Here is a 22,841-nt window from a genome sequence, read left to right as displayed (position 1 = left end):
GCTGCTGAAGCCTGCGGCCAGGGCCTGTGTCTCTATTTTGGCCAACAATGTCCCCCCCGGCTCTAGGTCCTAGGCCGCGCATGCGTTAGCATCCCTCTCGATATTGCGTATCGGTCTATCGACCTTTCCAACAATAAAATTCGCAACACTTTGCTAGGGGACTTGGTAATGATGAAGAAATACCTGTCGCGACTGCTGGTCGGTGTCACCGCACTGGTCGCCGTCACCGCCGCCCAGGCGGGCGCCATCGAAGACGCCGTCAAACGCGGTACCTTGCGGGTCGGTATGGACCCGACCTACATGCCCTTCGAAATGACCAACAAGCGTGGCGAGATCATCGGTTTCGAGGTGGACATCCTCAAAGCCATGGCCAAGTCCATGGGCGTCAAGCTGGAAACCGTCTCCACCGCCTATGACGGCATCATCCCAGCCCTGCTGACCGATAAGTTCGACATGATCGGCAGCGGCATGACTCTGACCCAGGAGCGCAACCTGCGCCTGAACTTCAGCGAACCCTTCATCGTCGTCGGCCAGACCCTGCTGATCCGCAAGGAACTCGCGGGCGAGATCAAGTCCTACAAGGACCTGAACAACGAGAAGTACCGCATCACCTCCAAGCTCGGCACCACCGGCGAGATGGTTTCCAAGAAACTCATCAGCAAGGCCAAGTATCACGGTTACGACAACGAGCAAGAGGGCGTGATGGACGTGGTCAACGGCAAGGCCGATGCTTTCGTCTACGACGCCCCGTACAACGTGGTAGCGGTCGAGAAGGCCGGTGCCGGCAAGCTGCTGTTCCTCGAAGAGCCGTTCACCTACGAGCCGCTTGCCTTCGGTCTGAAGAAGGGCGACTACGACAGCATCAACTTCATCAACAACTTCCTGCACCAGATCAAGAACGACGGGACCTACGATCGTATTCACGACAAGTGGTTCAAGAACAAAGACTGGCTGAAGGACATGGAATAAGCAGTAGCTACAAGCCGCAAGCTGCACGCTGCAAGATGAAACAGAGCCTACGCTTGGCCTGTTCTTGCCGCGTGTTGCTTGCGGCTTGCCGCTTTCTGGAGTACCCCAATTGATCAAGCACAAGAAAGCCCAGTGGCCCTGGCACGGGTTGACCGCGCTGGTCCTGGTGGGGCTGGCGTTCAGCCTCTACCTGGCCACCTCGATGATTTCCTACGAGTGGCGCTGGAACCGCGTTCCCCAATATTTCGCCTACCAGGCCGAAGAAGCGCAGCGCGCCGCTGAAAACGGCTCTGTCGAAGACATCACCCTCTCGGGCGACACCGCCCGCGTGACGCTCAAGGATGAAAGCGGCGGTCAGCAGGTCGTCACCGTCGCCAAGGACAGCCTGCTGCTGAGCCGTGGCGATGACGTCGCCGAGGGCGACCAGATCGGCGTGACCCGCCAGTGGGCCATTGGCCCCTTGACCTGGGGCCTGTGGACCACCCTATGGATCTCGGTAGTGTCCGGCGCCTTGGGCTTGGTGATCGGCCTGTTCGCCGGTTTGTGCCGGCTGTCGAACAACCCGACCCTGCGCGATCTTTCCACCGTCTATGTCGAGCTGGTACGCGGCACACCGCTGCTGGTGCAGATCTTCATTTTCTACTTCTTTATCGGCACCGTGCTCAACCTGTCCCGGGAATTCGCGGGGGTGGCGGCGTTGGCGTTGTTCACTGGCGCCTACGTAGCCGAGATCGTGCGCGCCGGTGTGCAGTCGATCGCCAAGGGGCAGAACGAAGCGGCACGCTCGCTGGGCCTGAACGCCAGCCAGTCGATGCGTCACGTGATCCTGCCCCAGGCGTTCAAGCGCGTGCTGCCACCGCTGGCCGGCCAGTTCATCAGCCTGGTCAAGGACACCTCGCTGGTCTCGGTGATCGCCATCACCGAACTGACCAAGAGCGGCCGCGAGGCTATCACCACCTCGTTCTCGACCTTCGAGATCTGGTTCTGCGTGGCAGGCCTGTACCTGCTGATCAACCTGCCGCTGTCGCACATGGCCAGCCGGCTCGAGCGGAGGCTTGCGCAAAGTGATTGAAGTCCGTGATCTGGTAAAAGTCTTCGACACCCGTGGCCAGGTGGTGCGCGCGGTGGACAACGTCTCCACTCGCGTGGCCAAGGGCGAAGTGGTGGTGGTGCTTGGGCCGTCAGGCTCGGGCAAGTCGACCTTCCTGCGTTGCCTGAACGGCCTGGAGCATTTCGATGATGGCCATGTGTCCATCGACGGCCTGCAGCTGGATGATCCGAAGACCGACATCAACGCCTACCGCCGCGAAGTCGGCATGGTGTTCCAGCATTTCAACCTGTTCCCGCACATGACGGTGCTCGAGAACCTGTGCCTGGCCCAGAAGGTGGTGCGCAAACGTGGCAAAGCCGAGCGCGAAGCCAAGGCGCGCGCGCTGCTGGAGAAGGTCGGCATTGCCCAGAAAGCCAACGAATACCCTTCGCGCCTTTCCGGTGGCCAGCAGCAGCGCGTGGCCATCGCCCGAGCCCTGGCGATGGAGCCGAAGGTGATGCTGTTCGATGAACCCACCTCGGCGCTGGACCCGGAAATGGTCGGCGAGGTACTGGATGTCATGAAGACCCTGGCCCAGGAAGGCATGACCATGGTCTGCGTGACCCACGAAATGGGCTTTGCCCGTGAAGTGGCCGACCGCGTGCTGTTCTTCGACCACGGCAAGCTCCTCGAAGACTCCCCGCCCCAGCAGTTCTTCGCGGCTCCCAAAGACCTGCGCGCCCAGGCCTTCCTGCGTCAGGTGCTGTAGAGCGGGGAGCAAGCTTCAAGCGGCATGAAAAAAGCCGAACCGAGATGGTGAACTCATCTCCGTTCGGCTTTTTCTTGTGCTTGCAGCTGCTTTACAGCCGGAAGCGTGCTACCAGCCCCTGAAGGTGTGTCCCCAGGCGCGCCAGTTCGACGCTGGAGCTCGCGGTTTCCTCACTGGCTGCCGATGTCTGGTCGGAAATGTCACGTACGTTCATCACGCTGCGGTTGATCTCCTCAGCCGTGGCGCTCTGTTGCTCGGCTGCCGTGGCGATCTGCTGGTTCATCGCCTGGATCGACGAGACGGTGCGGGTGATGGTTTCCAGAGAACCTCCGGCGCGACGGGTCAATTCGACGCTGCTGTCGGTCAGGGCGCGGCTGCCATCCATCACCCCCGCCACGCGCTGGGTGCCGCTTTGCAGGCTGGCGATCAGTTCCTCGATTTCCTCGGTCGATTGCTGGGTGCGCTGGGCGAGGCTGCGCACCTCGTCTGCGACCACGGCGAAACCACGACCGGCTTCACCTGCACGAGCGGCCTCGATGGCCGCGTTGAGCGCCAACAGGTTGGTCTGCTGGGCCACCGACTTGATGACGTCCAGCACGCTGCCGATCTTGTCGCTCTCGGCCTTGAGCTGGTTCATGGCCTCGCTGGAATTGACCACTTCGCTGGCCAGGCGCTCGATCTGGGCGATGGCTTCACCGACCACGCGATCGCCTTCACGGGCCTGCTGATCGGCCATCAGCGCCGCCTCGGAGGCCTGCTCGGCGCTGCGGGCGACCTCATGCACGGTGGCGGTCATTTGGTTCATGGCAGTGGCGACCTGATCGGTCTCGACCTTTTGATTGTTGACCCCGGCGCTAGTCTGTTCGGTCACCGCCGACAGCTCCTCGGCCGCGCTGGCGATCTGGGTGACGCCGTCACCGATGCCGCTGATCAGCGTCCGCAGGCCTTGGTTCATGCGTTTCATGCTCGCTTGCAGCTGGCCCAGCTCGTCGCGGCGCTCGATCGATTGGTCGTCCTGGCTGAGGTCGCCATTGGCCACGCGCTCGGCGGCCGCGAGGATCTGGCGCAGCGGCACGATGATCTGCCGGGTGATGGTCCAGGCGGCCAGCAGACCCAGCAACAGGGCGAGGGCGGTGGCGGCGGCCAGCATACGCTTGGCTTGGCGGGTACCTTCGTCGCGTACCTTGGTTTGCGAGACTGTCATGGCCGCGCTGGACTCGAGCAGCACGTTGCCTTGCGTGGCCATGTGCTGCAGCGCCTGTTCGATTGCGGTTTGCGCGCTGTCAGGTTGTGTCGCGCGGCGCTGGTCGGCCTGCTGGAGCTGCTCGTAGCCTTGGCGGTACTGGCGCACAGCTTCCAGCTGCTGCTCTAGGCGCTGGTGATCGACAGGTTGTTCGATTTGCCCGAGCATCGCCTGCACTTGCTGCTCGAGCTTGTCCAGGGTCTTGTCCAGCTCGGTGAGCGAGGCTTGGTCGTGACGGGTCGTATAGTTCAGGCGGGCGATACGCAGCTCCTGGGTGGTCTGGTAGATCAGCGAAATGTTGCCCAGCTTGTCGCCGCGGTTGGTGACGTTGTCGATACCTGTCCAACCTGTGGCAGTGATCGCCAGGGTCAGCAGCAACACCAGGCCGAAGCCAAAGCCCAACTTGCGATTGACGCTCATGTTCCCCAGAAAATGGGCAAACCCTTGATACATGCTTCACTCCCCCGTCGGCTTGGTCGCATTTTTGTCATGCTTCCAAGGCCATCGGCTTGCCGGGGGGAAACTTGATGGGAGGTGTTTGACCCGCTCGTCAGAAAATGCGCGACAGCAATGCTGTCACGGCGGTCTCCACACGCAGGATACGATCGCCCAGCTGCACCGGCGCCAAGCCTGCTTTGCCCAGCAGATCGACCTCATAGGGGATCCACCCGCCTTCCGGGCCGATGGCCAGGGTCACAGGCGACTCCACGGCGCGTGGACAGGCCGGGTAGGGGCCTGGATGAGCGACCAAGCCAAGCGTACCGGCCGCGATGGCAGGCAGACGGTCTTCGACGAACGGCTTGAAGCGCTTCTCGACGATCACCTCGGGCAGCACGGTGTCACGGGCCTGCTCCAGGCCCAGGATGAGGTTCTCGCGGATCGTCTCGGGGTTCAGGAAGGGCGTTTGCCAGAAGCTCTTCTCGACCTTGTAGCTGTTGACCAGGATCAGCCGTGGCACCCCCAGGGTGGCGACGGTTTGGAACAGGCGACGAAGCATTTTCGGGCGTGGCACGGCCAGCACCAGGGTCAGCGGTAGCTTGGCCGGGGGCGGCTGGTCGAAGGCCACCTGCAGCTCGGCTTCATGCCCTGCCAGGCGCAGCACCGTGGCCTTGCCCATCAAGCCATTGACCTGACCGACGCGCAGGGTATCGCCCACTTCGACGCCGTGGATCTCCTGCATGTGAGTGAAGCGCCGGTCAGCCAGCACCACGCGATCGGCCGCGATGAAGTCGGCCTCTTCAAGTAACAGCAGGTTCACGGTTGGGTCGCTGGCGGCTGGTCGTTGTGGTCATCCGAGGCCGCTTCTTCGGCCTGGCTGCGCTTGCGGATCAGGCTGCCGCACAGCACGCCGACCTCGAACAGCATCCACATGGGCACGGCGAGCAGGGTCTGGGAGAAGATGTCCGGTGGGGTCAGGATCATGCCGACCACGAAGCAGCCGATGATGACGTAGGGGCGGATCTTCTTCAGGTACTGCACATCGACTACGCCGATCCACACCAGCAGCACCACTGCCACCGGGATCTCGAAGGCGACGCCGAAGGCGAAGAACAGGGTCATGACGAAGTCCAGGTAACTGGAGATGTCCGTCATCATCGACACGCCCTCGGGCGTGGCGCTGGCGAAGAAGCCGAAGATCAGCGGGAACACCAGGAAATAGGCGAACGCCATGCCGGCATAGAACAGGATGATGCTCGAGACCAGCAGCGGAATGGCGATGCGCTTTTCATGGCGGTACAGCCCCGGTGCAATGAAGCCCCAGATCTGCTGGAGGATGAACGGGATGGCCAGGAACAGCGAGACGATCATCGTAAGCTTGAACGGCGTCAGGAACGGCGAGGCCACGTCTGTGGCGATCATCGTCGCGTTGGCCGGCAAGTGTGAGCGCAGGGGCGCCGAGACCAGGGTGTAGATCTGCTGGGCGAAGGAGAACAGCCCAGCGAAGATCAGGAAGATGGCGGCTACGCAGCGCAGCAGGCGGGTACGCAGTTCGGTCAGGTGCGAAACCAGCGGCATCGGCTGGTCGTGTTCCGGTCTATCGCTCATGGGGCTCGTGGCGGCTGCGGCGGCTCAGTGGGGGCGGCAGGGGATACCGGGGCGCTGCTGCCGGGAGCGGCAGGGGTGGTCGATGGCGCCGGTGTTTCGCTGTTGCCGATGGATGGCGTGGCTGGCCTGCTCGGATCGAGGATGCGCTTGGCTTGTTCCTCCATCTGCAGGATGTGCTCATTGTGCAGTTGGCGGCGGATCTCGTCGGCACCGATCTCGCGCTCGACTTCCGTCTTGATGGCGTTGAAGCTGCGCTTGAGTCGGCCGATCCACAGGCCTGCGGTACGCGCGGCACCAGGCAGGCGCTCGGGACCGAGCACCAGCAGGGCGACCAGACCGACGAGCAGCAGCTCGCTGAAGCTGATGCCGAACATGGGTCAGTCTTTCCGCTGCGGCTCTTGGACCGGCTGGGCCTGGCCTTCGATAGTCTGGCCCTGGGGCTGCTGGGCGGTGTTCTGCACGGGGGCTGCGGGCTGGGCCGGCGGCGGGGTCTGCTCGGCCGGTTTGTTTTCTTCCTCGTTCATCGCCTTGCGAAAGCCCTTGATCGATTCGCCCAGGTCGCTGCCCAGGTTCTTCAGCTTCTTGGTGCCGAAGACCAGGATTACGACGACCAGCAGGACGATCCAGTGTTTCCAGTCAAAAATACCCATTTCGTACTCCTGAAATTTACAGGTACAGCGAATTTTTCTGACAGCGCGGCCCCTGTAGGAGCGGGTTCACCCGCGAACACCGGCCAAGCCAGTGCTCTCTACCGCGTTGCATTCTTCGCGGGGAAACCCGCTCCACAGGGACGCGCTGCGCCCCGGGAATACATCAGTTGGAAGGCTGGCGTGCGGCCTTCTCGTCATGCCCGGAGAGCCCGAAGCGGCGCTCCAGTTCATCGAGCACGGCCTGTGGGTGTTGGCCCAGCGCGCTGAGCATCACCAAGCTATGAAACCACAGGTCGGCGGTTTCGTAGATGACATCGCCGTAATCCTTGCTGATGGCGGCATCCTTGGCGGCGATGATGGTTTCGACGGACTCTTCGCCCAGTTTCTCGAGGATTTTGTTCAGACCCTTGTGGTACAGGCTGGCCACGTAGGAGCTGTCGGGCGCCGCTTGCTTGCGTTGCTCGAGTACTTCGGCAAGGCGGTTGAGGGTGTCGCTCATGTCAGTGTCCTGCGCTGTAGATGGCATCCGGATCCTTGAGGACCGGGTCGACGGTTTTCCACTGGCCGTCTTCGAAGACGCGATAGAAGCAGCTTTCGCGGCCGGTGTGGCAGGCGATATGGCCCAATTGCTCGACCATCAGGATGATCACGTCGGCGTCGCAGTCCAGGCGCATTTCGTGCAGCTTCTGCACATGGCCGGACTCCTCGCCCTTGCGCCACAGTTTGCCACGTGAGCGCGACCAGTAGATGGCGCGTTGCTCGGCAGCGGTCAGGGCCAGGGATTCGCGGTTCATCCAGGCCATCATCAATACGCGTCCGGTCTTATGGTCCTGGGCGATCGCCGGCACCAGGCCATCGCTGTTCCACTTGATCTCGTCCAGCCAGTCTTTCATCGTCGACTCCAAATCCGGACCCACGCCTGTGTCGGGCCCCTTGCGCTAGTGTGCCAGCCAGCCGCGCGGCTGGCTATTGGCGCACGATCAGGTAGAGCCCGGCCGCCAGCATCAGCCAGGCTGGCCAGGCCGCCGGGGCGCTGAGGCTGGCCGCCCCAGCCGCCAGGGTGGCACCGCCGCCGAGCAGGCCGGCACCGAGCAGACGTAGAGCCCAGCGGTCGCCCTGGCGGCGGCGTTCCGGCAGTTGCGGATCGTTCAGGTGCGGCTGCGACAGACGCTCGAGCAGGTCGCGGGTCATGTCGGCCAGGTGCGGCAGTTGCTCTACCTGGCTTTGCAGGTTGCCGAACACTGCCTTGGGGCTCATGCGATCACGCATCCAGCGCTCCAGGTACGGCTTGGCGGTGCTCCACAGGTCGAGGTCGGGGTAAAGCTGGCGGCCCAGGCCTTCGATGTTGAGCAAGGTCTTCTGCAGCAGGACCAGCTGCGGCTGGACTTCCATGTTGAAGCGTCGGGCCGTCTGGAACAGGCGCATCAGTACCTGACCGAAGGAGATGTCCTTGAGCGGTTTCTCGAAGATTGGCTCGCACACGGTACGGATAGCCGCCTCGAACTCGTTGACCTTGGTCTGCGCCGGCACCCAGCCCGAATCGATGTGCAGTTGGGCGACGCGCCGGTAGTCGCGCTTGAAGAAGGCGATCAGGTTGCGCGCCAGGTAGTCCTGGTCTTCGGAGGTGAGGCTGCCGACGATGCCGCAGTCGATGGCGATGTACTGCGGGCTCCAGGGCTTGACCGTGCTGACGAAGATGTTGCCCGGGTGCATGTCGGCGTGGAAGAAACTGTCGCGGAACACCTGGGTGAAGAAGATCTCCACACCACGCTCGGCGAGCAGTTTCATGTCAGTGCGCTGGTCGGCCAGGGTCGCCAGGTCGGTGACTGGCACGCCGTAGATGCGCTCCATCACCAGCACCTTGGGGCGGCACCAGTCCCAATACACCTGGGGTACGTACATCAATTCCGAGCCTTCGAAGTTGCGGCGCAGCTGGCTGGCGTTGGCTGCCTCGCGCAGCAGGTCGAGCTCATCGAAGATGGTCTTTTCGTAGTCGCTGACCACTTCCACCGGGTGCAGGCGTCGGGCGTCGGCCGAGACCCGCTCGGCGCCCTTGGCGATCAGGAACAGCCAGGCCAGGTCCTGGGCGATCACCGGCTTGAGGCCAGGGCGCACCACCTTGACCACGACCTCTTCACCGCTCTTGAGGCGTGCGGCATGCACCTGGGCCACCGACGCCGAGGCCAGGGGCTCGACGTCGAAGCGGCTGAACACTTCGCCGACCTTGGCGCCCAGCTGCTCCTCGATCAGCGCCACGGCCTGCTTGGGGTCGAATGGCGGCACGCGGTCCTGCAGCAGCATCAGTTCATCGGCGATGTCGGTGGGCAGCAGGTCGCGGCGGGTGGACAGCAGTTGGCCGAACTTGATGAAGATCGGCCCCAGGTCCTGCAGGGCCATGCGCAGGCGTGCACCGCGGCTGAGCTCGGACGGTTTGCGCGGGAGCCAGCGCCAGGGCAGCAAGGCGCGCAGGCTCATCAGCCACCAGGGCAGGGGAAGGTCGAACAGCAGGTCATCGAGGCGGTAGCGGATCACGACGCGCTGGATGCGCAACAGACGGCGGACGGCGAGCAGCTTCATGCGTTATCGCTGGTATCAAGGGATCGGGCGAGGCGGCGCAGGCGCGCCTCGAGGCGTTCAACGTCGACCTTCAGGGCATCGAGCTCACTGAAGGCCGCTTCGGCTTCGCGCCGGCCGACCAGGGTGCGGGACTCTTCGGCCAGGTACTCGGAGAGGTTCTGGCTGAAGCGTGAAAGGCCCTGGCGGGTCCAGCGGGCGCGCAGGCGGATATGCCCGGCGACCAGTGCAGTGGCGACCGGCCCCAGCCAGCGCGACAGCTCGTACTCCCAGTCCAGTTCCAGGTCCTGGAGCACACCGACCAGGTCCAGCAGCACGGCGCTGTCGCCATGCAGTTCGACCTGAGGGCTGTGCAGCACGGCGGTCTTGTCCTTGGCGAAGGCCAGTTGGGCGAGGCTGCCGGCCGGCGCGCGCAGGCTGCAATCGACCTCGCCTTCCCAGTGAGCAGCGAGCATCAGGCCTTGTTCATCGGGCAGGATGTACAGCTGCAAGGCCGGCTGGCGGCAGTCGATCTCGATCACCTTGCCTTCGAGCGCAGCCAGGCGCGGCAAGGCCGTGCTGTCCATGCGCAGGACCCGGTTGAGCCCATGCTCGACGCTGGCGAGCAGGCCGGCCAGGAGCATCAGGGTTTGATTCCCCGGTGCACGGCGACGATGCCGCTGGTCATGTTGTGGTAGGTGACGCGGTCGAAGCCGGCCTCGACCATCATGGCCTTGAGGGTTTCCTGGTCGGGGTGCATGCGGATCGATTCGGCCAGGTAGCGGTAGCTTTCCGAGTCGTTGGTGATCAGCTTGCCGGCCAGTGGCATGAAGGCGAACGAGTAGGCGTCGTAGGCCTTGGACATGAGCTTGTTGGTGGGTTTGGAGAACTCCAGCACCAGCAGGCGACCGCCGGGCTTGAGGACGCGCAGCATCGAGCGGATGGCTTCGTCCTTGTGGGTGACGTTGCGCAGGCCGAAGGCGATGGTCACACAGTCGAAGTGGTTGTCCGGGAAAGGCAGCTTCTCGGCGTCGGCCTGGACGAACTCAATGTTGCCGGCCACGCCACGGTCGAGCAGGCGGTCACGGCCGACCTTGAGCATCGACTCGTTGATGTCGGCGAGCACCACTTGGCCGGTGGGGCCTACCAGGCGCGAAAACTTGGCGGCCAGATCGCCCGTGCCACCGGCGATGTCCAGCACCCGGTTGCCGCTGCGCACGCCCGACAGCTCGATGGTGAAGCGTTTCCACAGGCGGTGCATGCCCCCGGAAAGCACATCGTTCATCAGGTCGTACTTGGCGGCTACCGAGTGGAAAACCTCGGCGACTTTCTTCGCTTTCTGGCTCTCGGGTACGTTTTGGTAGCCGAAGTGGGTGGTGGGTTCGGCGTGGTCGCCTTTGCGCTGGTCGTTCATATCGCTTCACCGAAAAAAATTACGGCCATTCTAGGGGCAACGGGCGGATTTGTCTTGGCGGGGTGCTCCGTGGGATGGGCGCGGGCATAATGGCGTCATTGTGTTGATATCCAGGATTGCCCGCATGACCCAGATCAGCGTTGAACGCAAACACTCCCTCGGCCGCGAGGCCGCCCGCGCCAAGGCCGAGGTGCTGGTGGACCGGCTGACCCGCGAGTACGACCTCAAGGCAAGCTGGCAGGGCGACCGCGTCGACGTGTCGCGCAGCGGTGCCAATGGCAGCGTGCATATCGGCGAGGACACCATCCGCGTGGAGCTCAAGCTTGGGATGATGCTGTCGATGATGAGCGGCACCATCAAGGGCGAGATCGAGCGAGCGCTGGACAAGGCCCTGGCCTGACGGCCCTCCGAGTACCAAGCTGCAAGAAAAAGCAGAATCGCGTACGGCGGGATTTTGCTTTCTCTTGCAGCTGCGCTCTTAGGGTGAGGATTCTAATTTTCCGCCCTACCTTATGCTCAAGCCCGCGTTCCATGGGCAGTTCCTCCATTCCCTCAAGCGAGTGAGGTGCAGAGCATGGCCAAAGTGAACCTGAAGAAAAAAGACGACGCCCCAGGCAGCACCTTGGGCGAGGTGCGCGGCTACGCGCGCAAGATCTGGCTGGCGGGCCTGGGTGCCTATGCCCGTGTCGGCCAGGAAGGCTCGGACTACTTCAAGGAGTTGGTCAAGGCCGGCGAAGGCGTCGAGAAGCGTGGCAAGAAACGCGTCGACCAACAGCTCGACGCCGCCAACAACCAGATCGACGAAGCGACCGTGCAGGTAAGCCGTGTTCGGGGCAAGGTCGAGATTCAACTCGACAAGATCGAGAAAGCTTTCGATGCACGGGTCGCCCGCGCCTTGAATCGCCTCGGCATACCGTCTAAACATGACGTTGAAGCGTTGTCCATCAAACTCGAACAGCTGACCGAGTTGCTCGAGCGTGTCGCGCGCAAACCATAAGGAGAGCAGGATGGCTGGCAAGAAGAACACCGAGAAAGAAGGCAGCTCCTGGGTCGGCGGGATCGAGAAGTACTCCCGCAAGATCTGGCTGGCTGGCCTGGGTATCTATTCCAAGATCGACCAGGACGGCCCGAAGCTGTTCGAGTCGCTGGTCAAGGATGGTGAAAAGGCCGAAAAACAAGCCAAGAAGAATGTCGATGACGTGAAGCAAAGCGCCAAGTCGTCCACATCCTCTCGTGTCTCCGATGTGAAAGAGCGCGCGTTGGGCAAGTGGAGCGAGCTGGAAGAAGCCTTCGACAAGCGCCTCAATAGCGCCATCTCGCGCCTGGGCGTACCAAGCCGCAACGAGATCAAGGCCCTGCACCAGCAGGTCGATAGCCTCACCAAGCAGATCGAGAAACTCACCGGTGCTTCGGTGACGCCAGTGTCCAAGGCTGCTGCCAGCAAGACCGCCGCCAAGCCTCTGGCGAAAGCGGCTGCCAAGCCTGCGGCGAAGACGGCTGCGGCGAAACCGGCCGCCAAGCCGGCTGCGAAGCCTGTAGCCAAGGCGGCTGCCAAGCCTGCGACGAAGAGCGCTGCGGCAAAACCGGCTGTCAAGGCGACTGCCGCCAAACCTGCGGCCAAACCCGCTGCGGCGAAGAAGCCCGCGGCGAAAAAAGCACCCGTCAAGCCCGCGGCAGCCAAGCCAGCCGTGCCGGCCGCCAGCGCCGCCCCCGCTGCAACCGCCGCTCCGGCACCCGCCGCTGCGCCGGCCAGCAGCACGCCATCGGCACCGGTGAACGCCGCTACCCAGGCCTAATACCGCGTCGCCCCTTTCGCGGGTAAACCCGCTCCCACAGGTTCAGCGTTGAACCTTGTGGGAGTGGGTTTACCCGCGAAAGCGTCAGGCCAGGCAACGCATCGCGTGCGCCTTACCCCTCCAGGTATCTGCCCGCCAGCTGTTCGGCAGCCCCGCGTGCAGGGCCTACCAGATGTGGCGCCACCAGCATCATCACTTGATACACCACGATGCCCACGTCCCCTTCACGCCCAAGCACCCGCTGGTAATCGAGCGAAAACATCAGGGTCAGGGTGATCTGCTCCACCAGTTGCCCCAGCGCTTGCGTGTCGCTGCTCACAAGGCCTTGGCTCTTGAGGCTGGCGAGCAGGGCCGCCAGTGTGCGCTTGAGCGCATTGATCAGGCTGCGCATGCCGCGGGCCAGCTTCGGCAGGCGTCCGGTCAGGTTCGACAGGTCTTGGAACAGAAAACGGTACCGGGCCATGTGCTCGACGATCAGGTGCAGGAACAACCAATAATCCTCGGCGTCCAGGCGCACGCCCAGGGGTGGGTCCAGCAGCGGCATGAGCGCTTCCTCGAAGCGCTCGAAGAGCCCCAGCACCAACGGCTCCTTGCCATGAAAGTGGTAATAGAGGTTGCCCGGGCTGATGCCCAATTCGTTGGCGATCTCCAAGGTCGAGACGTTGGGTTCGCCCTGGCGATTGAACAAGTGCAAGGCGCATTCGAGGATACGATCACGGGTCTTCATCGTGTCAGCGTGCCCTGACATAGCTGCCCGGAGCCGGGCCCAGCGGTGGATAGCTGGCGTTGCCCAGCTCGGTCGCGGGGGCTTTCAGGCGCCCGGAGCGCTGGCCGATCCACTCCAGCCATTGGGGCCACCAGCTGCCTTCGTGGCGTGTGGCGTCGTGCACCCAGGCACGTGGGTCGCTCGACAGCGTGGGGTTCTCCAGGAAATGCGCCTTGGGGTTGCCAGGCGGGTTGATGATGCTCTGGATATGGCCGCTGTTGGCCAGCACGAAACGGCGTTTGCCACCGAGCAGCAAGGCCGAGCGGTACACCGCGTCCCACGGAGTGATGTGATCGTTGTTGCCGGCAACGGTGAAGCTGTCCAGGGTGACCTGGCTCAGGTCGATCGGTGTCCCGCACACCTGCATGCCGTTCGGGTAGGTCAAGGGGTTGAGCTTGAAGAAGTCCAGCAGCTCGCCATGAAACGCCGCGGGCAAACGCGTGTTGTCGGCGTTCCAGTAAAGGATGTCGAAAGCCGGTGGTGTCCTGCCCAGCAGGTAATTGTTGATCCAGTAGTTCCAGATCAGGTCGTTGGGCCGCATCCACGCGAAGATCCGCGCCACCTCGCCGCCATCGAGCACACCGCGCTGGTACGAGCGGCGCTTGGACGCCTCGATGGTCTGCTCGTCGGCGAACAGGCTCGCCGGGCTGTCGAATTGGCTGTCCAGCAGGCTGACCAGGTAGGTGGCGCTGCGTACCCGGCGCAATTGGCCCTTGGCCTGCAAGTGGCCCTGCAGGGCGGCCATGGTCAGGCCACCGGCGCAGGCGCCCATCAGGTTGGGGTCGCGGCTGCCGCTGATGCTGCGGCAGGCGACGAGGGCCTCTTCCAGCGCTTCCACGTAGCTGGACAACCCCCATTCGCGATGGCGTGGATCGGGGTTGCGCCAACTGACCATGAACACCTGCAGGCCGTTCTTGAGCATGTACTGCACGAAGCTGTTGGTCGGCCCAAGGTCGAAGATGTAGTACTTGTTGATCTGCGGCGGAATGACCATCAGCGGTCGGGCGTACTGTTTTTCGCTCATCGGCTTGTACTGGATCAGCTCCAGCAGCTCATTGCGAAACACCACGGCGCCAGGGGTGGCGGCGAGATTCACGCCCACCTCGAAAGCGCGCTCGTCCACCTGGCGCGGCAGGCCGTCGTTATGACGCAGGTCGTCGAGCAGGTGGGCCACGCCGCGGACCAGGCTCAGGCCGCCGGTGTTGAAGATTTCCTTGACCGCCAGAGGGTTGAGCAGCGAGTTGCTCGGAGCCAGGGCATCGTTGAGCAGGTTGAACAGAAAGTGGACACGAGCGCGGTCATCGTCGTCCAGCGTACTTTCCTCGATCCATTGGCGAGTTTGTTTCTGCCAGGCCAGGTATGCCTGCAGCCCGCGACGGTAGAAAGGGTTCTGGCTCCAGGTCGGGTCTTTGAAGCGGTTGTCGCGCGGGTGGGGCTGGTGCGGGCTGTCGCCGAGCATCACCCGGGTCAGTTGACCGCCCAGGGCAAGCAGATGATGGGCGGTGTGCAAGGGGTTGCGCAGGCCAAGACGGCCGACATTGCGCAGTGTCGAGAACAGATCGCGCCCGCGCAGGCCGGTGATCGCGTTCTGTACATTGATGCTCGTGGCGGGGACCGGTGTCGTCCCTTTTACCGGTTTATCTGTCATCCCACACTCCGTCGTAAGGCCTCATCCACGTTCGTCTCGCGTAACCATCACCACCGGTGGGGCGGGGTTCAGCCGCCAGGGCCAGGGGCCGGGCGAGGATGCATGACCGCGCGCTGGCGCTCCTGCTGAAGGAATTTCATGATGATCGGCGCCACGGCTTCGGCCCGAGTAATCAGGAACAAATGCCCGTCGTCGATGATGTGCAGCTGTGCGTTGGGAATACGCCAGGCCAGCAGACGCATGTTGATCAGCGGAATCAACGGGTCATCGTCGCCGGCCAGTACCAGTGTCGGCTGCTGGAGCTTGTGCAGCCAGTGGATACTGGTCCAGCCAAGGCCAGCGAACAGTTGCCAGTAATAACCGGTCTTGCCGCCCGAGCGCACCTTGGCCGCGTGGTGCAGGGCCAGGTCGGGGTCGCGGCGAAAACCACCGCCATAAATCAACGGCGCGATGCGGATCACATGGGAGGGCTGCACATAGCGCCGGGGGCTGGCCATCATCATCAGCACCTTGGGCTTGCCCGGCACCATGAAGGCCCCAGCAGCGGTCGCGGCGAGGATCAGCTTCTTGCAGCGCTCGGGGTAATCGTGGGCGAACTGCTGAGCCAGGGCGCCGCCCCAGGACACGCCGATGACATTGACCTGGCCATAGTCGAGGTAGTCGAGCATGCGCGCAGTCAGCTTGGCCAGGCCTGGGAAGCGGTAAGGGCGGCTGGGCGTGGACGAGCCGCCGACACCCGGCACATCGAAGGCGATGACCTCGATGTCCGGGTCCAGCGCCTCGATGAACGGGAACACCAGCTCCAGGTTGGCGCCGATGCCATTGAAGATCAACAAAGGCGTCAGATGCGGCTTGCCGGGGCGGACCGCGGTGCGGATGGACTGGTTGTCCAGCTCGACTGTCCTGAATATGTAGGGTTGCGGCATGCACGGAACTCTAGGTCAAAAAGACGCCATGACGCGACCAAGCGGCCATGGCGACAGGTCTCATCGTTCGTGGACGTACGTCCCCGGTGCGGCTTCGCCTGCGGTGTAGGCGCGATTGCCCAGGCGGGTCGGCGCCTTTTTCAGCTCACCTGCGCGTTCACCCAGCCAGGCTTGCCAGTGTAGCCACCAGGAGTCGGCGTGCTTGATCGCGTTTTCCTGCCAGGCCACGGGATCGTCCGGGCGGTCTTCACCGGTCATGAAGCGCGCCTTGGGATTGCCGGGCGGGTTGAGGATGCTCTGGATATGCCCGCTGTTGGACAGCACGAACTCGATCTTGCCGCCGAACAGGTGCGCCGAGCGGTAGCAGGACTGCCACGGGGTGATGTGGTCGGCAGTGCCGGCGACGCTGTAGATGTCGCAGTGGACCTTCTTCAGGTCGATGGCGGTACCGCACACTTCCAGGGCGTCGGCGCGGGTCAGCGGGTTGTTCTTGAACATCTCGATCAGGTCGCCGTGGAAGGCGGCGGGCAGGCGCGTGGTGTCGTTGTTCCAGAACAGGATGTCGAAAATCGGCGGCTCGTTGCCGAGCAGGTAGTTGTTGACCCAGTAGTTCCAGATCAGGTCGTTCGGGCGCATCCAGGCGAACACCTTGGCCATGTCGCTGCCTTCGAGCACGCCGGCCTGGTAGGAGTGGCGCTTGGCGGCTTCGAGGGTCTGCTCGTCGACGAACAGCGCGACCTGGGTGTCCATGGTGGTGTCCAACACACTGACCAGCAGGGTCAGGGCGTTGACTTTGTTCTCGCCCAGCGCCGCGTAGTGGCCGACCAGCGCGGTGCAGGTGATGCCGCCGGAGCAGGCACCGAGCATGTTCAGATCCTTGCTGCCGGTGATCGTCAGCACCGCGTCCACGGCTTCCTTGAGTGCATCGATGTAGGTCGACAGGCCCCATTCGCGCTGAGCCTTGGTGGGGTTGCGCCAACTGATGATGAAGGTTTGCTGGTTCGAGCGCAGGCAAAAGCGCGCCAGGCTTTTTTCCGGGCTCAGGTCGAAGACATAGAACTTGTTGATTTGTGGCGGCACGATCAGCAGCGGACGGGCGTGCACCTGTTCGGTGATGGGGCTGTACTGGATCAGCTCCAACACGTCGTTGCGATACACAACGGCCCCTTCGCTGGTGCCCAGGTTCTTGCCCACTTCGAAGGCGTCCATGTTCACCTGGCTGGGCATGCCACCGTTGTTGACCAGGTCCTTCGCCAGGTTGGACAGGCCATCGAGCAGGCTCTTGCCGCCGGTCTCGAAGAAGCGCTTGACCGCTGCCGGGTTGGCCAGGGTATTGGTCGGGGCCATGGCCTCGGTCATCAGGTTGATGACGAACTGCCCGCGGCTGACATCCTGAGGGGAGAGGTCGCTGTTGCCGATCCAGTCCTGCAGCTCCTTGCGCCAGGCCAGGTAGGTCTGCAGATAGCGGCGATACAGTGGGTTCTGGCTCCAGGCCGGGTCATTGAAGCGGCGGTCATCGCCACTGGGCTGCAGGCTGGACTTGCCCAGCAGCACGTTCTTGAGTTCCAGGCCAAAGTGCGCCACGTGCTTGGCGCTGTGCAGCGGCTGGCGAACGGCCTGGCGCAAGACGGTGCGCGCCGATGTCAGCAGATCCTTGCGACGAATGCCGATGACCGGGTTCAGGCCCAGGGTGTTCTCCGAGGCCTGCCGCTGCAACTCATCGTTGTTCTTGTTACTCATCTACGACGCTCCGTTGTCCTGAGACGAGTACCGGTTGGCTGTGGCGGGTACACAGACGATTGCCCGGTACTGCTGCTCGGGTGACCAGTGATAAGAAACAGCGGTGCTGCGACCGGATGCGTCAGGCGATGAGCTGCGGGATTTTCTGCGTGTGAAGACAGCCTGCTTTCGCTCGCGACCTCTACATACCGGCCCGACCCTGCCCGCGCGTTCGACGATGCAGGGAACTTGCCAGCTCCATTGGTTACCCGACTTTCATGTAATGCGCAAGACAGCTCGTGCATGAGCTGTCTGTAGGGCATTCAAACAGATGAGATTAGAAAACGCGCTCTAAAGCGTGGAAGTCTTGCACTAGAGCATGAGTTTGACGACGGATTCGGCCGGGTCGCGGGATTTGCCGGCTTTGTGCAACTCATCGAGGTACTCGGTCCACAGCTGCTCCTGGCGTAGGCACAACTGCTCGAGGTACTCCCAGGTGAACAGGCCGCTGTCGTGGCCATCATCGAAGATCAGTTTCAGGGCGTATTGCCCGGCAGGTTCCAGGCCCGTAAGGCCGACGTTGATCTTGCCGAACTGCAGGATGGGATTGCCGTGGCCCTGGACCTCGGCGGAGGGGGAGTGCACCCGCAGGAATTCGGCGGGCAGGTGATAGACCTCGCCGGGGGCGTAAGTGAGGCTGAGGGTCTTGGAGGCTTTGTGCAGGTTGATGGCGGTGGGCAGGCGGGCCATGGGGGAATCTCTCGGGAGCTGATAAGGCAAGCTTCCAGCTTCTTGTGGAGGGATTCAAGGGCCCATTCGCGGGTGAACCCGCTCCCACAAGGTCACTGCAATCCTTGTGGAGCGGGTTACCCGTGAAGAAGGCGACGCTGGGCTTACAGGATGTAGCGCGACAGGTCTTCGTTCTGCGCCAGCTCACCGAGGTGGCTGTTCACGTAGGACGCGTCGATGCGGATCGGCGCTTCGTCATGGGCGCTGGCCAGGTCGCCCGCGCTGAACGACACCTCTTCGAGCAGGCGCTCGAGCAGGGTGTGCAGGCGGCGGGCGCCGATGTTCTCGGTCTTTTCGTTGACCTGATAGGCGATCTCGGCCAAGCGCTTGATGCCGTCGGCGGCGAACTCGATGTTCAGGCCTTCGGTCTTGAGCAGCTCACGGTATTGCTCGGTGAGCGAGGCGTGCGGCTCCTGCAGGATGCGCTCGAAGTCTTCCGGGGTCAGCGCCTTGAGCTCGACACGGATCGGCAGACGGCCTTGCAGCTCAGGTACCAGGTCGCTTGGCTTGCTCAGGTGGAACGCGCCGGAGGCGATGAACAGGATATGGTCGGTCTTGACCATGCCCAGCTTGGTGTTGACGGTGCAACCTTCGATCAGCGGCAGCAGGTCGCGCTGCACGCCTTCGCGGGAGACATCGGCGCCGCCGACGTTGCCGCGCTTGGCCACTTTGTCGATTTCGTCGATGAACACGATGCCGTGCTGCTCGACCGCTTCCAAGGCCTTGGCCTTGAGCTCTTCCTCGTTGACCAGGCGGCTGGCTTCCTCGTCACGTACCATCTTGAGCGCTTCCTTGACCTTGAGCTTGCGCGCCTTGCGCTTGCCCTTGCCCATGTTGGCGAACAGGCTTTGCAGCTGGTTGGTCATTTCTTCCATGCCGGGTGGCGCGGCGATCTCGACACCCATGGACTCGGCCACTTCGATCTCGATTTCCTTGTCGTCCAGCTGGCCTTCGCGCAGGCGCTTGCGGAACAGCTGGCGGGTGTTGGAGTCGCTGCTCGACTGCGAGGCTTCCTCGGCGAAGCTGCTGACCCGGGCCTGGGGCAGCAGGGCGTCGAGGATGCGGTCCTCGGCAGCGTCCTCGGCGCGGTGGCGCACGCGGATGATCTCCTGCTCGCGGAGCATCTTCAGCGCGGCATCGGCCAGGTCGCGGATGATCGATTCGACGTCACGGCCGACATAGCCCACTTCGGTGAACTTGGTGGCTTCGACCTTGAGGAATGGCGCGTTGGCCAGTTTGGCCAGGCGACGGGCGATCTCGGTCTTGCCCACGCCGGTTGGGCCGATCATCAGGATGTTCTTGGGGGTGACTTCTGCGCGCAGCTCGGCCGGCAGCTGCATGCGGCGCCAGCGGTTGCGCAGGGCAATGGCCACGGCGCGCTTGGCGTCGTCCTGGCCGATGATGTGGCGGTTGAGTTCGTGAACGATCTCGCGGGGGGTCATGGACATGATGAAAATGGTCCTTGATCAGAGTGGGTCAGCGTGGAAAAGCCCTGTCACCGGGACCGGGCGCCAAAACAGCTGATCACTCGGCTAGGTCCTGCTCCTCGATGGTCAGGTTGTGGTTGGTGAACACGCAGATGTCACCGGCGATGTTCAAGGCGGTCTCGGCGATCTCGCGAGCCGAGAGGTCGGTCTTGTTCAGCAGGGCGCGCGCAGCGGCCTGGGCGTAGGCACCGCCGGAACCCATGGCGATCAAGCCGTCTTCGGGCTCGACCACGTCACCGTTGCCGGTGATGATCAGGGAGGCATCCTTGTTGGCCACGGCGAGCATGGCTTCCAGGCGGCTCAGGGAACGGTCGGTGCGCCACTCCTTGGCCAGTTCGACGGCGGCACGGATCAGGTGGCCCTGGTGTTTTTCCAGCTGGCCTTCAAAACGCTCGAACAAGGTGAAGGCATCGGCGGTGGCACCGGCGAAGCCGGCGATGACCTGGCCGTGGTACAGGCGACGGACTTTCTTCGCGTTGCCTTTCATCACGGTATTGCCGAGGGAAACCTGGCCGTCGCCGCCCATGACGACTTTGCCGTGGCGGCGGACTGAAACGATGGTAGTCAAGGGAGAGTCTCCACGCAGCGGGGCGAAAATGCCTGTTGCAGACTCATATGGGGGTGGGGGGAAGGATTTCAACCGGGGGGGATGAATGGTCGTGCCGGGCAGGGCCATCGGTGTTGCCCATTCGCGGGTAAGCCCGCTCCCACAGGCGCTAGGATCCCTGTGGAGGCGGGCTTACCCGCGAAATGGATTCGCTCAGGCCTCGTGGCAGACGTGCCCGTCGACCAAGGTATAACGCACCGCGCCCGGCAGGCAGTGGCCGATGAACGGGCAGTTCTCGCCGCGCGAGAACCATTGCTCGCCCGCGACCGTGGAAGCGTTCGGGTCGAACAGCACCAGGTCCGCCGCTGCGCCGACCTTGAGCTCGCCGGCCGGCAGACGCATGGCCGCCGCCGGGCCGCTGCTCAGGCGGGCCAGCAAGGTCGGCAGGTCGAGCAGGCCGTCTTCGACCAGCGTCATGGCCAATGGCAGCAGCAGCTCGACGCTGCTGATCCCAGGCTCCGTGGCACCGAATGGTGCCAGCTTGGCGTCACGCTCGTGGGGTTGGTGGTGGCTGGAGATCGCCTGGATCACACCCGATTTGACCGCCTCGCGCAGCCCATCGCGGTCGGCGGCGGTGCGCAGCGGCGGTTGCACGTGATAGAGGCTGGAGAAGTCGCGCAGCGCCTCGTCGGTGAGAATCAGCTGGTACAGCGCCACATCGGCGGTGACCGGCAGGCCAAGCTGCTGGGCCTGGGCGATCAGTCGTGCACCGCGGGCGCTGGTGATCTGGCTGAAGTGCGCGCGTACGCCAGTTTGTTCGACCAGCAGTAGGTTTCGCGCCAGGGCCACGGTCTCGGCAGTCTCGGGGATGCCCGGCAGGCCGAGGAAGCTCGCCATCGGGCCTTCGTGGGCCAGGCCGCCCTGGGCCAGGTCGCGGTCCTGGGAGTGGAAAACCACGGTCAGGTCGAAGGTGGCGGCATATTCCAGCGCGCGGGCCAGGGTGCGGTTGTTCGGGATTTCCTTCAGGCCGTTGCCGAAGGCCACGCAGCCGGTGTCGCGCAAGGCGACCAGCTCGGCCAGTTGCTCGCCTTCCAGGCCCTTGGTCAAGGCGCCAATCGGGTAGACCTTGCTGTTGGCCGCTTCACGGGCGCGGTCGAGGATCAGTTCGGCCACGGCCGAGGTGTCCAGCACCGGTTTGGTCTGCGGCGGGCAGCACAAACTGGTGACACCACCGGCGACCGCAGCGCGGGTCTCGCTGGCGATGTTGCCCTTGCGGCTGTATCCCGGCTCGCGCAGGGAGACGCCGAGGTCGACCAGGCCCGGGGCTGCCACCAGGCCGTCGGCCTGGATCGTGCGGTTGGCAGTGAAGCCGGCGGGCGCTGCACCGATGGCCGCGATGCGACCGCCGTCGAGGTGCAAGTCAGTGATGGTGTCCAGGCCGCTGGCAGGATCGATGACCCGGGCGCCGATAATGCTGATGGTCACTGGGCGTTCTCCTGGTCGAATTGACGTTGCGCGGTCTGGCCGCTCATGGCCATGGACAGCACGGCCATGCGCACGGCGATGCCGTAGGTCACCTGGTTGAGGATCACCGAGTGCTGACCGTCGGCTACCGCCGACTCGATCTCCACCCCACGGTTGATCGGACCGGGGTGCATGACGATGGCATCGGGCTTGGCGCCGGCCAGGCGTGCGGTGGTCAGGCCGAACAGGCGGTAGAACTCGCCCTCGCTGGGCAGCAGGCCGCCGGCCATGCGTTCGCGCTGCAGGCGCAGCATGATCACCACGTCGACATCTTTCAGGCCCTGGGCCAGGTCGGTGTAGACCTTCACCCCGTACTGCTCGATACCCACCGGGATCAGAGTCTTGGGGCCGACCACGCGGATGTCGGGGCAACCGAGGGCCTTGAGCGCCAGCATGTCGGAGCGGGCCACGCGCGAGTGCAGGATGTCGCCGACGATGGCCACCGAGAGGTTCTCGAAGCTGCCTTTGTGGCGACGGATGGTCAGCATGTCGAGCATGCCCTGGGTAGGGTGCGCATGGCGGCCGTCACCGCCGTTGATCACGGCGACTTCCGGGCAGACATGCTCGGCGATGAAGTGGGCGGCGCCCGAGTCGGAGTGGCGCACGACGAACATGTCGGCGGCCATGGCTTCGAGGTTACGCAGTGTGTCGAACAAGGTCTCGCCCTTGCTGGTCGAGGAGGTCGACACGTTCAGGCTGATCACGTCCGCCGACAGGCGCTGGGCGGCCAGCTCGAAGGTGGTGCGGGTACGGGTGGAGTTTTCGAAGAACACGTTGCAGACGGTCTTGCCGCGCAGCAACGGGACTTTTTTCACGGCCCGGGCGCCGACTTCCAGGAAGGAGTCGGCGGTGTCGAGGATCTCGGTCAGCAGTTCGCGGGGCAAACCGTCGAGCGAGAGAAAGTGGCGCAGCTGGCCCTGGTCATTGAGCTGCAGCGGGCGCTTGGCGTCGAATGGCGTCATCGC

Annotated in this window: 25 protein-coding genes; 6 read left to right on the top strand and 19 right to left on the bottom strand. The window is 63.6% G+C overall.

The window, feature by feature from the left end; translation table 11 throughout:
* The first annotated feature begins 171 nt into the window (after positions 1 to 171).
* The 3 genes from BLS27_RS04120 to BLS27_RS04110 all read left to right on the top strand — a co-directional run bounded on the left by BLS27_RS04120 (position 172) and on the right by BLS27_RS04110 (position 2,768).
* Positions 172 to 969, top strand: a complete 798-nt coding sequence (locus tag BLS27_RS04120) for a transporter substrate-binding domain-containing protein (RefSeq protein ID WP_043207344.1) — start codon at positions 172 to 174, stop codon at positions 967 to 969.
* 109 nt (positions 970 to 1,078) lie between these two features.
* Positions 1,079 to 2,041, top strand: coding sequence for an amino acid ABC transporter permease (locus tag BLS27_RS04115; RefSeq protein WP_070571066.1), 963 nt, complete (start codon positions 1,079 to 1,081; stop codon positions 2,039 to 2,041).
* Positions 2,034 to 2,768, top strand: coding sequence for an amino acid ABC transporter ATP-binding protein (locus tag BLS27_RS04110; protein WP_043207132.1), 735 nt, complete (start codon positions 2,034 to 2,036; stop codon positions 2,766 to 2,768). Before BLS27_RS04115 ends, BLS27_RS04110 begins: the two co-directional genes overlap by 8 nt.
* Positions 2,769 to 2,859: 91 nt before the next feature.
* Here BLS27_RS04110 and BLS27_RS04105 read toward each other — a convergent pair whose 3' ends face one another.
* The 10 genes from BLS27_RS04105 to ubiE all read right to left on the bottom strand — a co-directional run bounded on the left by BLS27_RS04105 (position 2,860) and on the right by ubiE (position 10,674).
* Positions 2,860 to 4,464: a methyl-accepting chemotaxis protein gene (locus BLS27_RS04105; RefSeq protein WP_043207133.1), complete on the bottom strand. Its 1,605-nt coding sequence runs from the start codon at positions 4,462 to 4,464 to the stop codon at positions 2,860 to 2,862.
* Positions 4,465 to 4,561: 97 nt separating this feature from the next.
* A complete protein-coding gene (locus tag BLS27_RS04100; protein ID WP_043207137.1) occupies positions 4,562 to 5,269 on the bottom strand; it encodes a 16S rRNA (uracil(1498)-N(3))-methyltransferase in 708 nt (235 codons plus the stop codon).
* Entirely contained in the window at positions 5,266 to 6,057 is a 792-nt protein-coding gene (gene tatC, locus BLS27_RS04095) for a twin-arginine translocase subunit TatC (RefSeq protein WP_043207138.1), read from the bottom strand. The genes BLS27_RS04100 and tatC overlap by 4 nt, the downstream gene beginning before the upstream one ends.
* Positions 6,054 to 6,431 carry a Sec-independent protein translocase protein TatB gene (gene tatB / locus BLS27_RS04090; protein ID WP_043207140.1) on the bottom strand — a complete coding sequence of 126 codons (378 nt, stop codon included), beginning with the start codon at positions 6,429 to 6,431 and terminating at the stop codon, positions 6,054 to 6,056. The genes tatC and tatB overlap by 4 nt, the downstream gene beginning before the upstream one ends.
* A 3-nt stretch (positions 6,432 to 6,434) precedes the next feature.
* Complete coding sequence (locus BLS27_RS04085) at positions 6,435 to 6,707, bottom strand: twin-arginine translocase TatA/TatE family subunit (protein ID WP_043207142.1); 273 nt, start codon at positions 6,705 to 6,707, stop codon at positions 6,435 to 6,437.
* Positions 6,708 to 6,870: 163 nt separating this feature from the next.
* Complete coding sequence (locus BLS27_RS04080) at positions 6,871 to 7,206, bottom strand: phosphoribosyl-ATP diphosphatase (protein WP_043207145.1); 336 nt, start codon at positions 7,204 to 7,206, stop codon at positions 6,871 to 6,873.
* 1 nt (position 7,207) lies between these two features.
* Positions 7,208 to 7,600 carry a phosphoribosyl-AMP cyclohydrolase gene (gene hisI / locus BLS27_RS04075; protein WP_027592414.1) on the bottom strand — a complete coding sequence of 131 codons (393 nt, stop codon included), beginning with the start codon at positions 7,598 to 7,600 and terminating at the stop codon, positions 7,208 to 7,210.
* Between the two features lie 73 nt (positions 7,601 to 7,673).
* A complete protein-coding gene (gene ubiB, locus BLS27_RS04070; RefSeq protein ID WP_043207148.1) occupies positions 7,674 to 9,284 on the bottom strand; it encodes a ubiquinone biosynthesis regulatory protein kinase UbiB in 1,611 nt (536 codons plus the stop codon).
* Positions 9,281 to 9,904 (bottom strand): ubiquinone biosynthesis accessory factor UbiJ, encoded by a 624-nt coding sequence (locus BLS27_RS04065; RefSeq protein ID WP_070571072.1) that lies wholly within the window; start codon positions 9,902 to 9,904, stop codon positions 9,281 to 9,283. The genes ubiB and BLS27_RS04065 overlap by 4 nt, the downstream gene beginning before the upstream one ends.
* Positions 9,904 to 10,674, bottom strand: coding sequence for a bifunctional demethylmenaquinone methyltransferase/2-methoxy-6-polyprenyl-1,4-benzoquinol methylase UbiE (ubiE, locus tag BLS27_RS04060; protein WP_043207154.1), 771 nt, complete (start codon positions 10,672 to 10,674; stop codon positions 9,904 to 9,906). The genes BLS27_RS04065 and ubiE overlap by 1 nt, the downstream gene beginning before the upstream one ends.
* Positions 10,675 to 10,798: 124 nt before the next feature.
* Here ubiE and BLS27_RS04055 point away from each other — a divergent pair, with 124 nt between their 5' ends.
* The 3 genes from BLS27_RS04055 to BLS27_RS04045 all read left to right on the top strand — a co-directional run bounded on the left by BLS27_RS04055 (position 10,799) and on the right by BLS27_RS04045 (position 12,470).
* Complete coding sequence (locus tag BLS27_RS04055; RefSeq protein ID WP_043207157.1) at positions 10,799 to 11,074, top strand: polyhydroxyalkanoic acid system family protein; 276 nt, start codon at positions 10,799 to 10,801, stop codon at positions 11,072 to 11,074.
* 174 nt (positions 11,075 to 11,248) lie between these two features.
* Entirely contained in the window at positions 11,249 to 11,671 is a 423-nt protein-coding gene (locus BLS27_RS04050; RefSeq protein ID WP_043207160.1) for a phasin family protein, read from the top strand.
* A 10-nt stretch (positions 11,672 to 11,681) separates the two neighbouring features.
* Entirely contained in the window at positions 11,682 to 12,470 is a 789-nt protein-coding gene (locus BLS27_RS04045; RefSeq protein ID WP_090343276.1) for a phasin family protein, read from the top strand.
* A 112-nt stretch (positions 12,471 to 12,582) separates the two neighbouring features.
* Here BLS27_RS04045 and BLS27_RS04040 read toward each other — a convergent pair whose 3' ends face one another.
* From BLS27_RS04040 to BLS27_RS04000, 9 genes are all read right to left on the bottom strand, one after another.
* The gene (locus tag BLS27_RS04040) at positions 12,583 to 13,197 is read right to left on the bottom strand and encodes a TetR/AcrR family transcriptional regulator (protein WP_090343274.1); all 615 of its coding nucleotides are present in this window, start codon (positions 13,195 to 13,197) and stop codon (positions 12,583 to 12,585) included.
* A 4-nt stretch (positions 13,198 to 13,201) separates the two neighbouring features.
* Entirely contained in the window at positions 13,202 to 14,884 is a 1,683-nt protein-coding gene (phaC, locus tag BLS27_RS04035; protein ID WP_090343270.1) for a class II poly(R)-hydroxyalkanoic acid synthase, read from the bottom strand.
* Between the two features lie 68 nt (positions 14,885 to 14,952).
* Complete coding sequence (gene phaZ, locus BLS27_RS04030) at positions 14,953 to 15,810, bottom strand: poly(3-hydroxyalkanoate) depolymerase (RefSeq protein WP_043207169.1); 858 nt, start codon at positions 15,808 to 15,810, stop codon at positions 14,953 to 14,955.
* A 60-nt stretch (positions 15,811 to 15,870) separates the two neighbouring features.
* Positions 15,871 to 17,550 carry a class II poly(R)-hydroxyalkanoic acid synthase gene (phaC, locus tag BLS27_RS04025; RefSeq protein ID WP_090343267.1) on the bottom strand — a complete coding sequence of 560 codons (1,680 nt, stop codon included), beginning with the start codon at positions 17,548 to 17,550 and terminating at the stop codon, positions 15,871 to 15,873.
* Between the two features lie 351 nt (positions 17,551 to 17,901).
* On the bottom strand, positions 17,902 to 18,279 hold the full coding sequence (locus tag BLS27_RS04020) for a gamma-butyrobetaine hydroxylase family protein (protein WP_043207175.1): 378 nt from the start codon (positions 18,277 to 18,279) through the stop codon (positions 17,902 to 17,904).
* Between the two features lie 143 nt (positions 18,280 to 18,422).
* Positions 18,423 to 19,766 (bottom strand): ATP-dependent protease ATPase subunit HslU, encoded by a 1,344-nt coding sequence (gene hslU / locus BLS27_RS04015; protein ID WP_043207178.1) that lies wholly within the window; start codon positions 19,764 to 19,766, stop codon positions 18,423 to 18,425.
* Positions 19,767 to 19,842: 76 nt separating this feature from the next.
* Entirely contained in the window at positions 19,843 to 20,373 is a 531-nt protein-coding gene (gene hslV, locus BLS27_RS04010; RefSeq protein WP_043207181.1) for an ATP-dependent protease subunit HslV, read from the bottom strand.
* 192 nt (positions 20,374 to 20,565) lie between these two features.
* On the bottom strand, positions 20,566 to 21,837 hold the full coding sequence (locus BLS27_RS04005; RefSeq protein ID WP_043207184.1) for a dihydroorotase: 1,272 nt from the start codon (positions 21,835 to 21,837) through the stop codon (positions 20,566 to 20,568).
* Positions 21,834 to 22,838 (bottom strand): aspartate carbamoyltransferase catalytic subunit, encoded by a 1,005-nt coding sequence (locus BLS27_RS04000; protein WP_043207186.1) that lies wholly within the window; start codon positions 22,836 to 22,838, stop codon positions 21,834 to 21,836. The genes BLS27_RS04005 and BLS27_RS04000 overlap by 4 nt, the downstream gene beginning before the upstream one ends.
* Positions 22,839 to 22,841 lie beyond the last annotated feature (3 nt).

This window comes from Pseudomonas guariconensis, assembly GCF_900102675.1.
GTDB classification, from domain to species: domain Bacteria; phylum Pseudomonadota; class Gammaproteobacteria; order Pseudomonadales; family Pseudomonadaceae; genus Aquipseudomonas; species Aquipseudomonas guariconensis.
The sequence above is the reverse complement of the archived record's forward strand: the minus strand, read 5'-3'. Positions and strand labels throughout refer to the sequence as shown.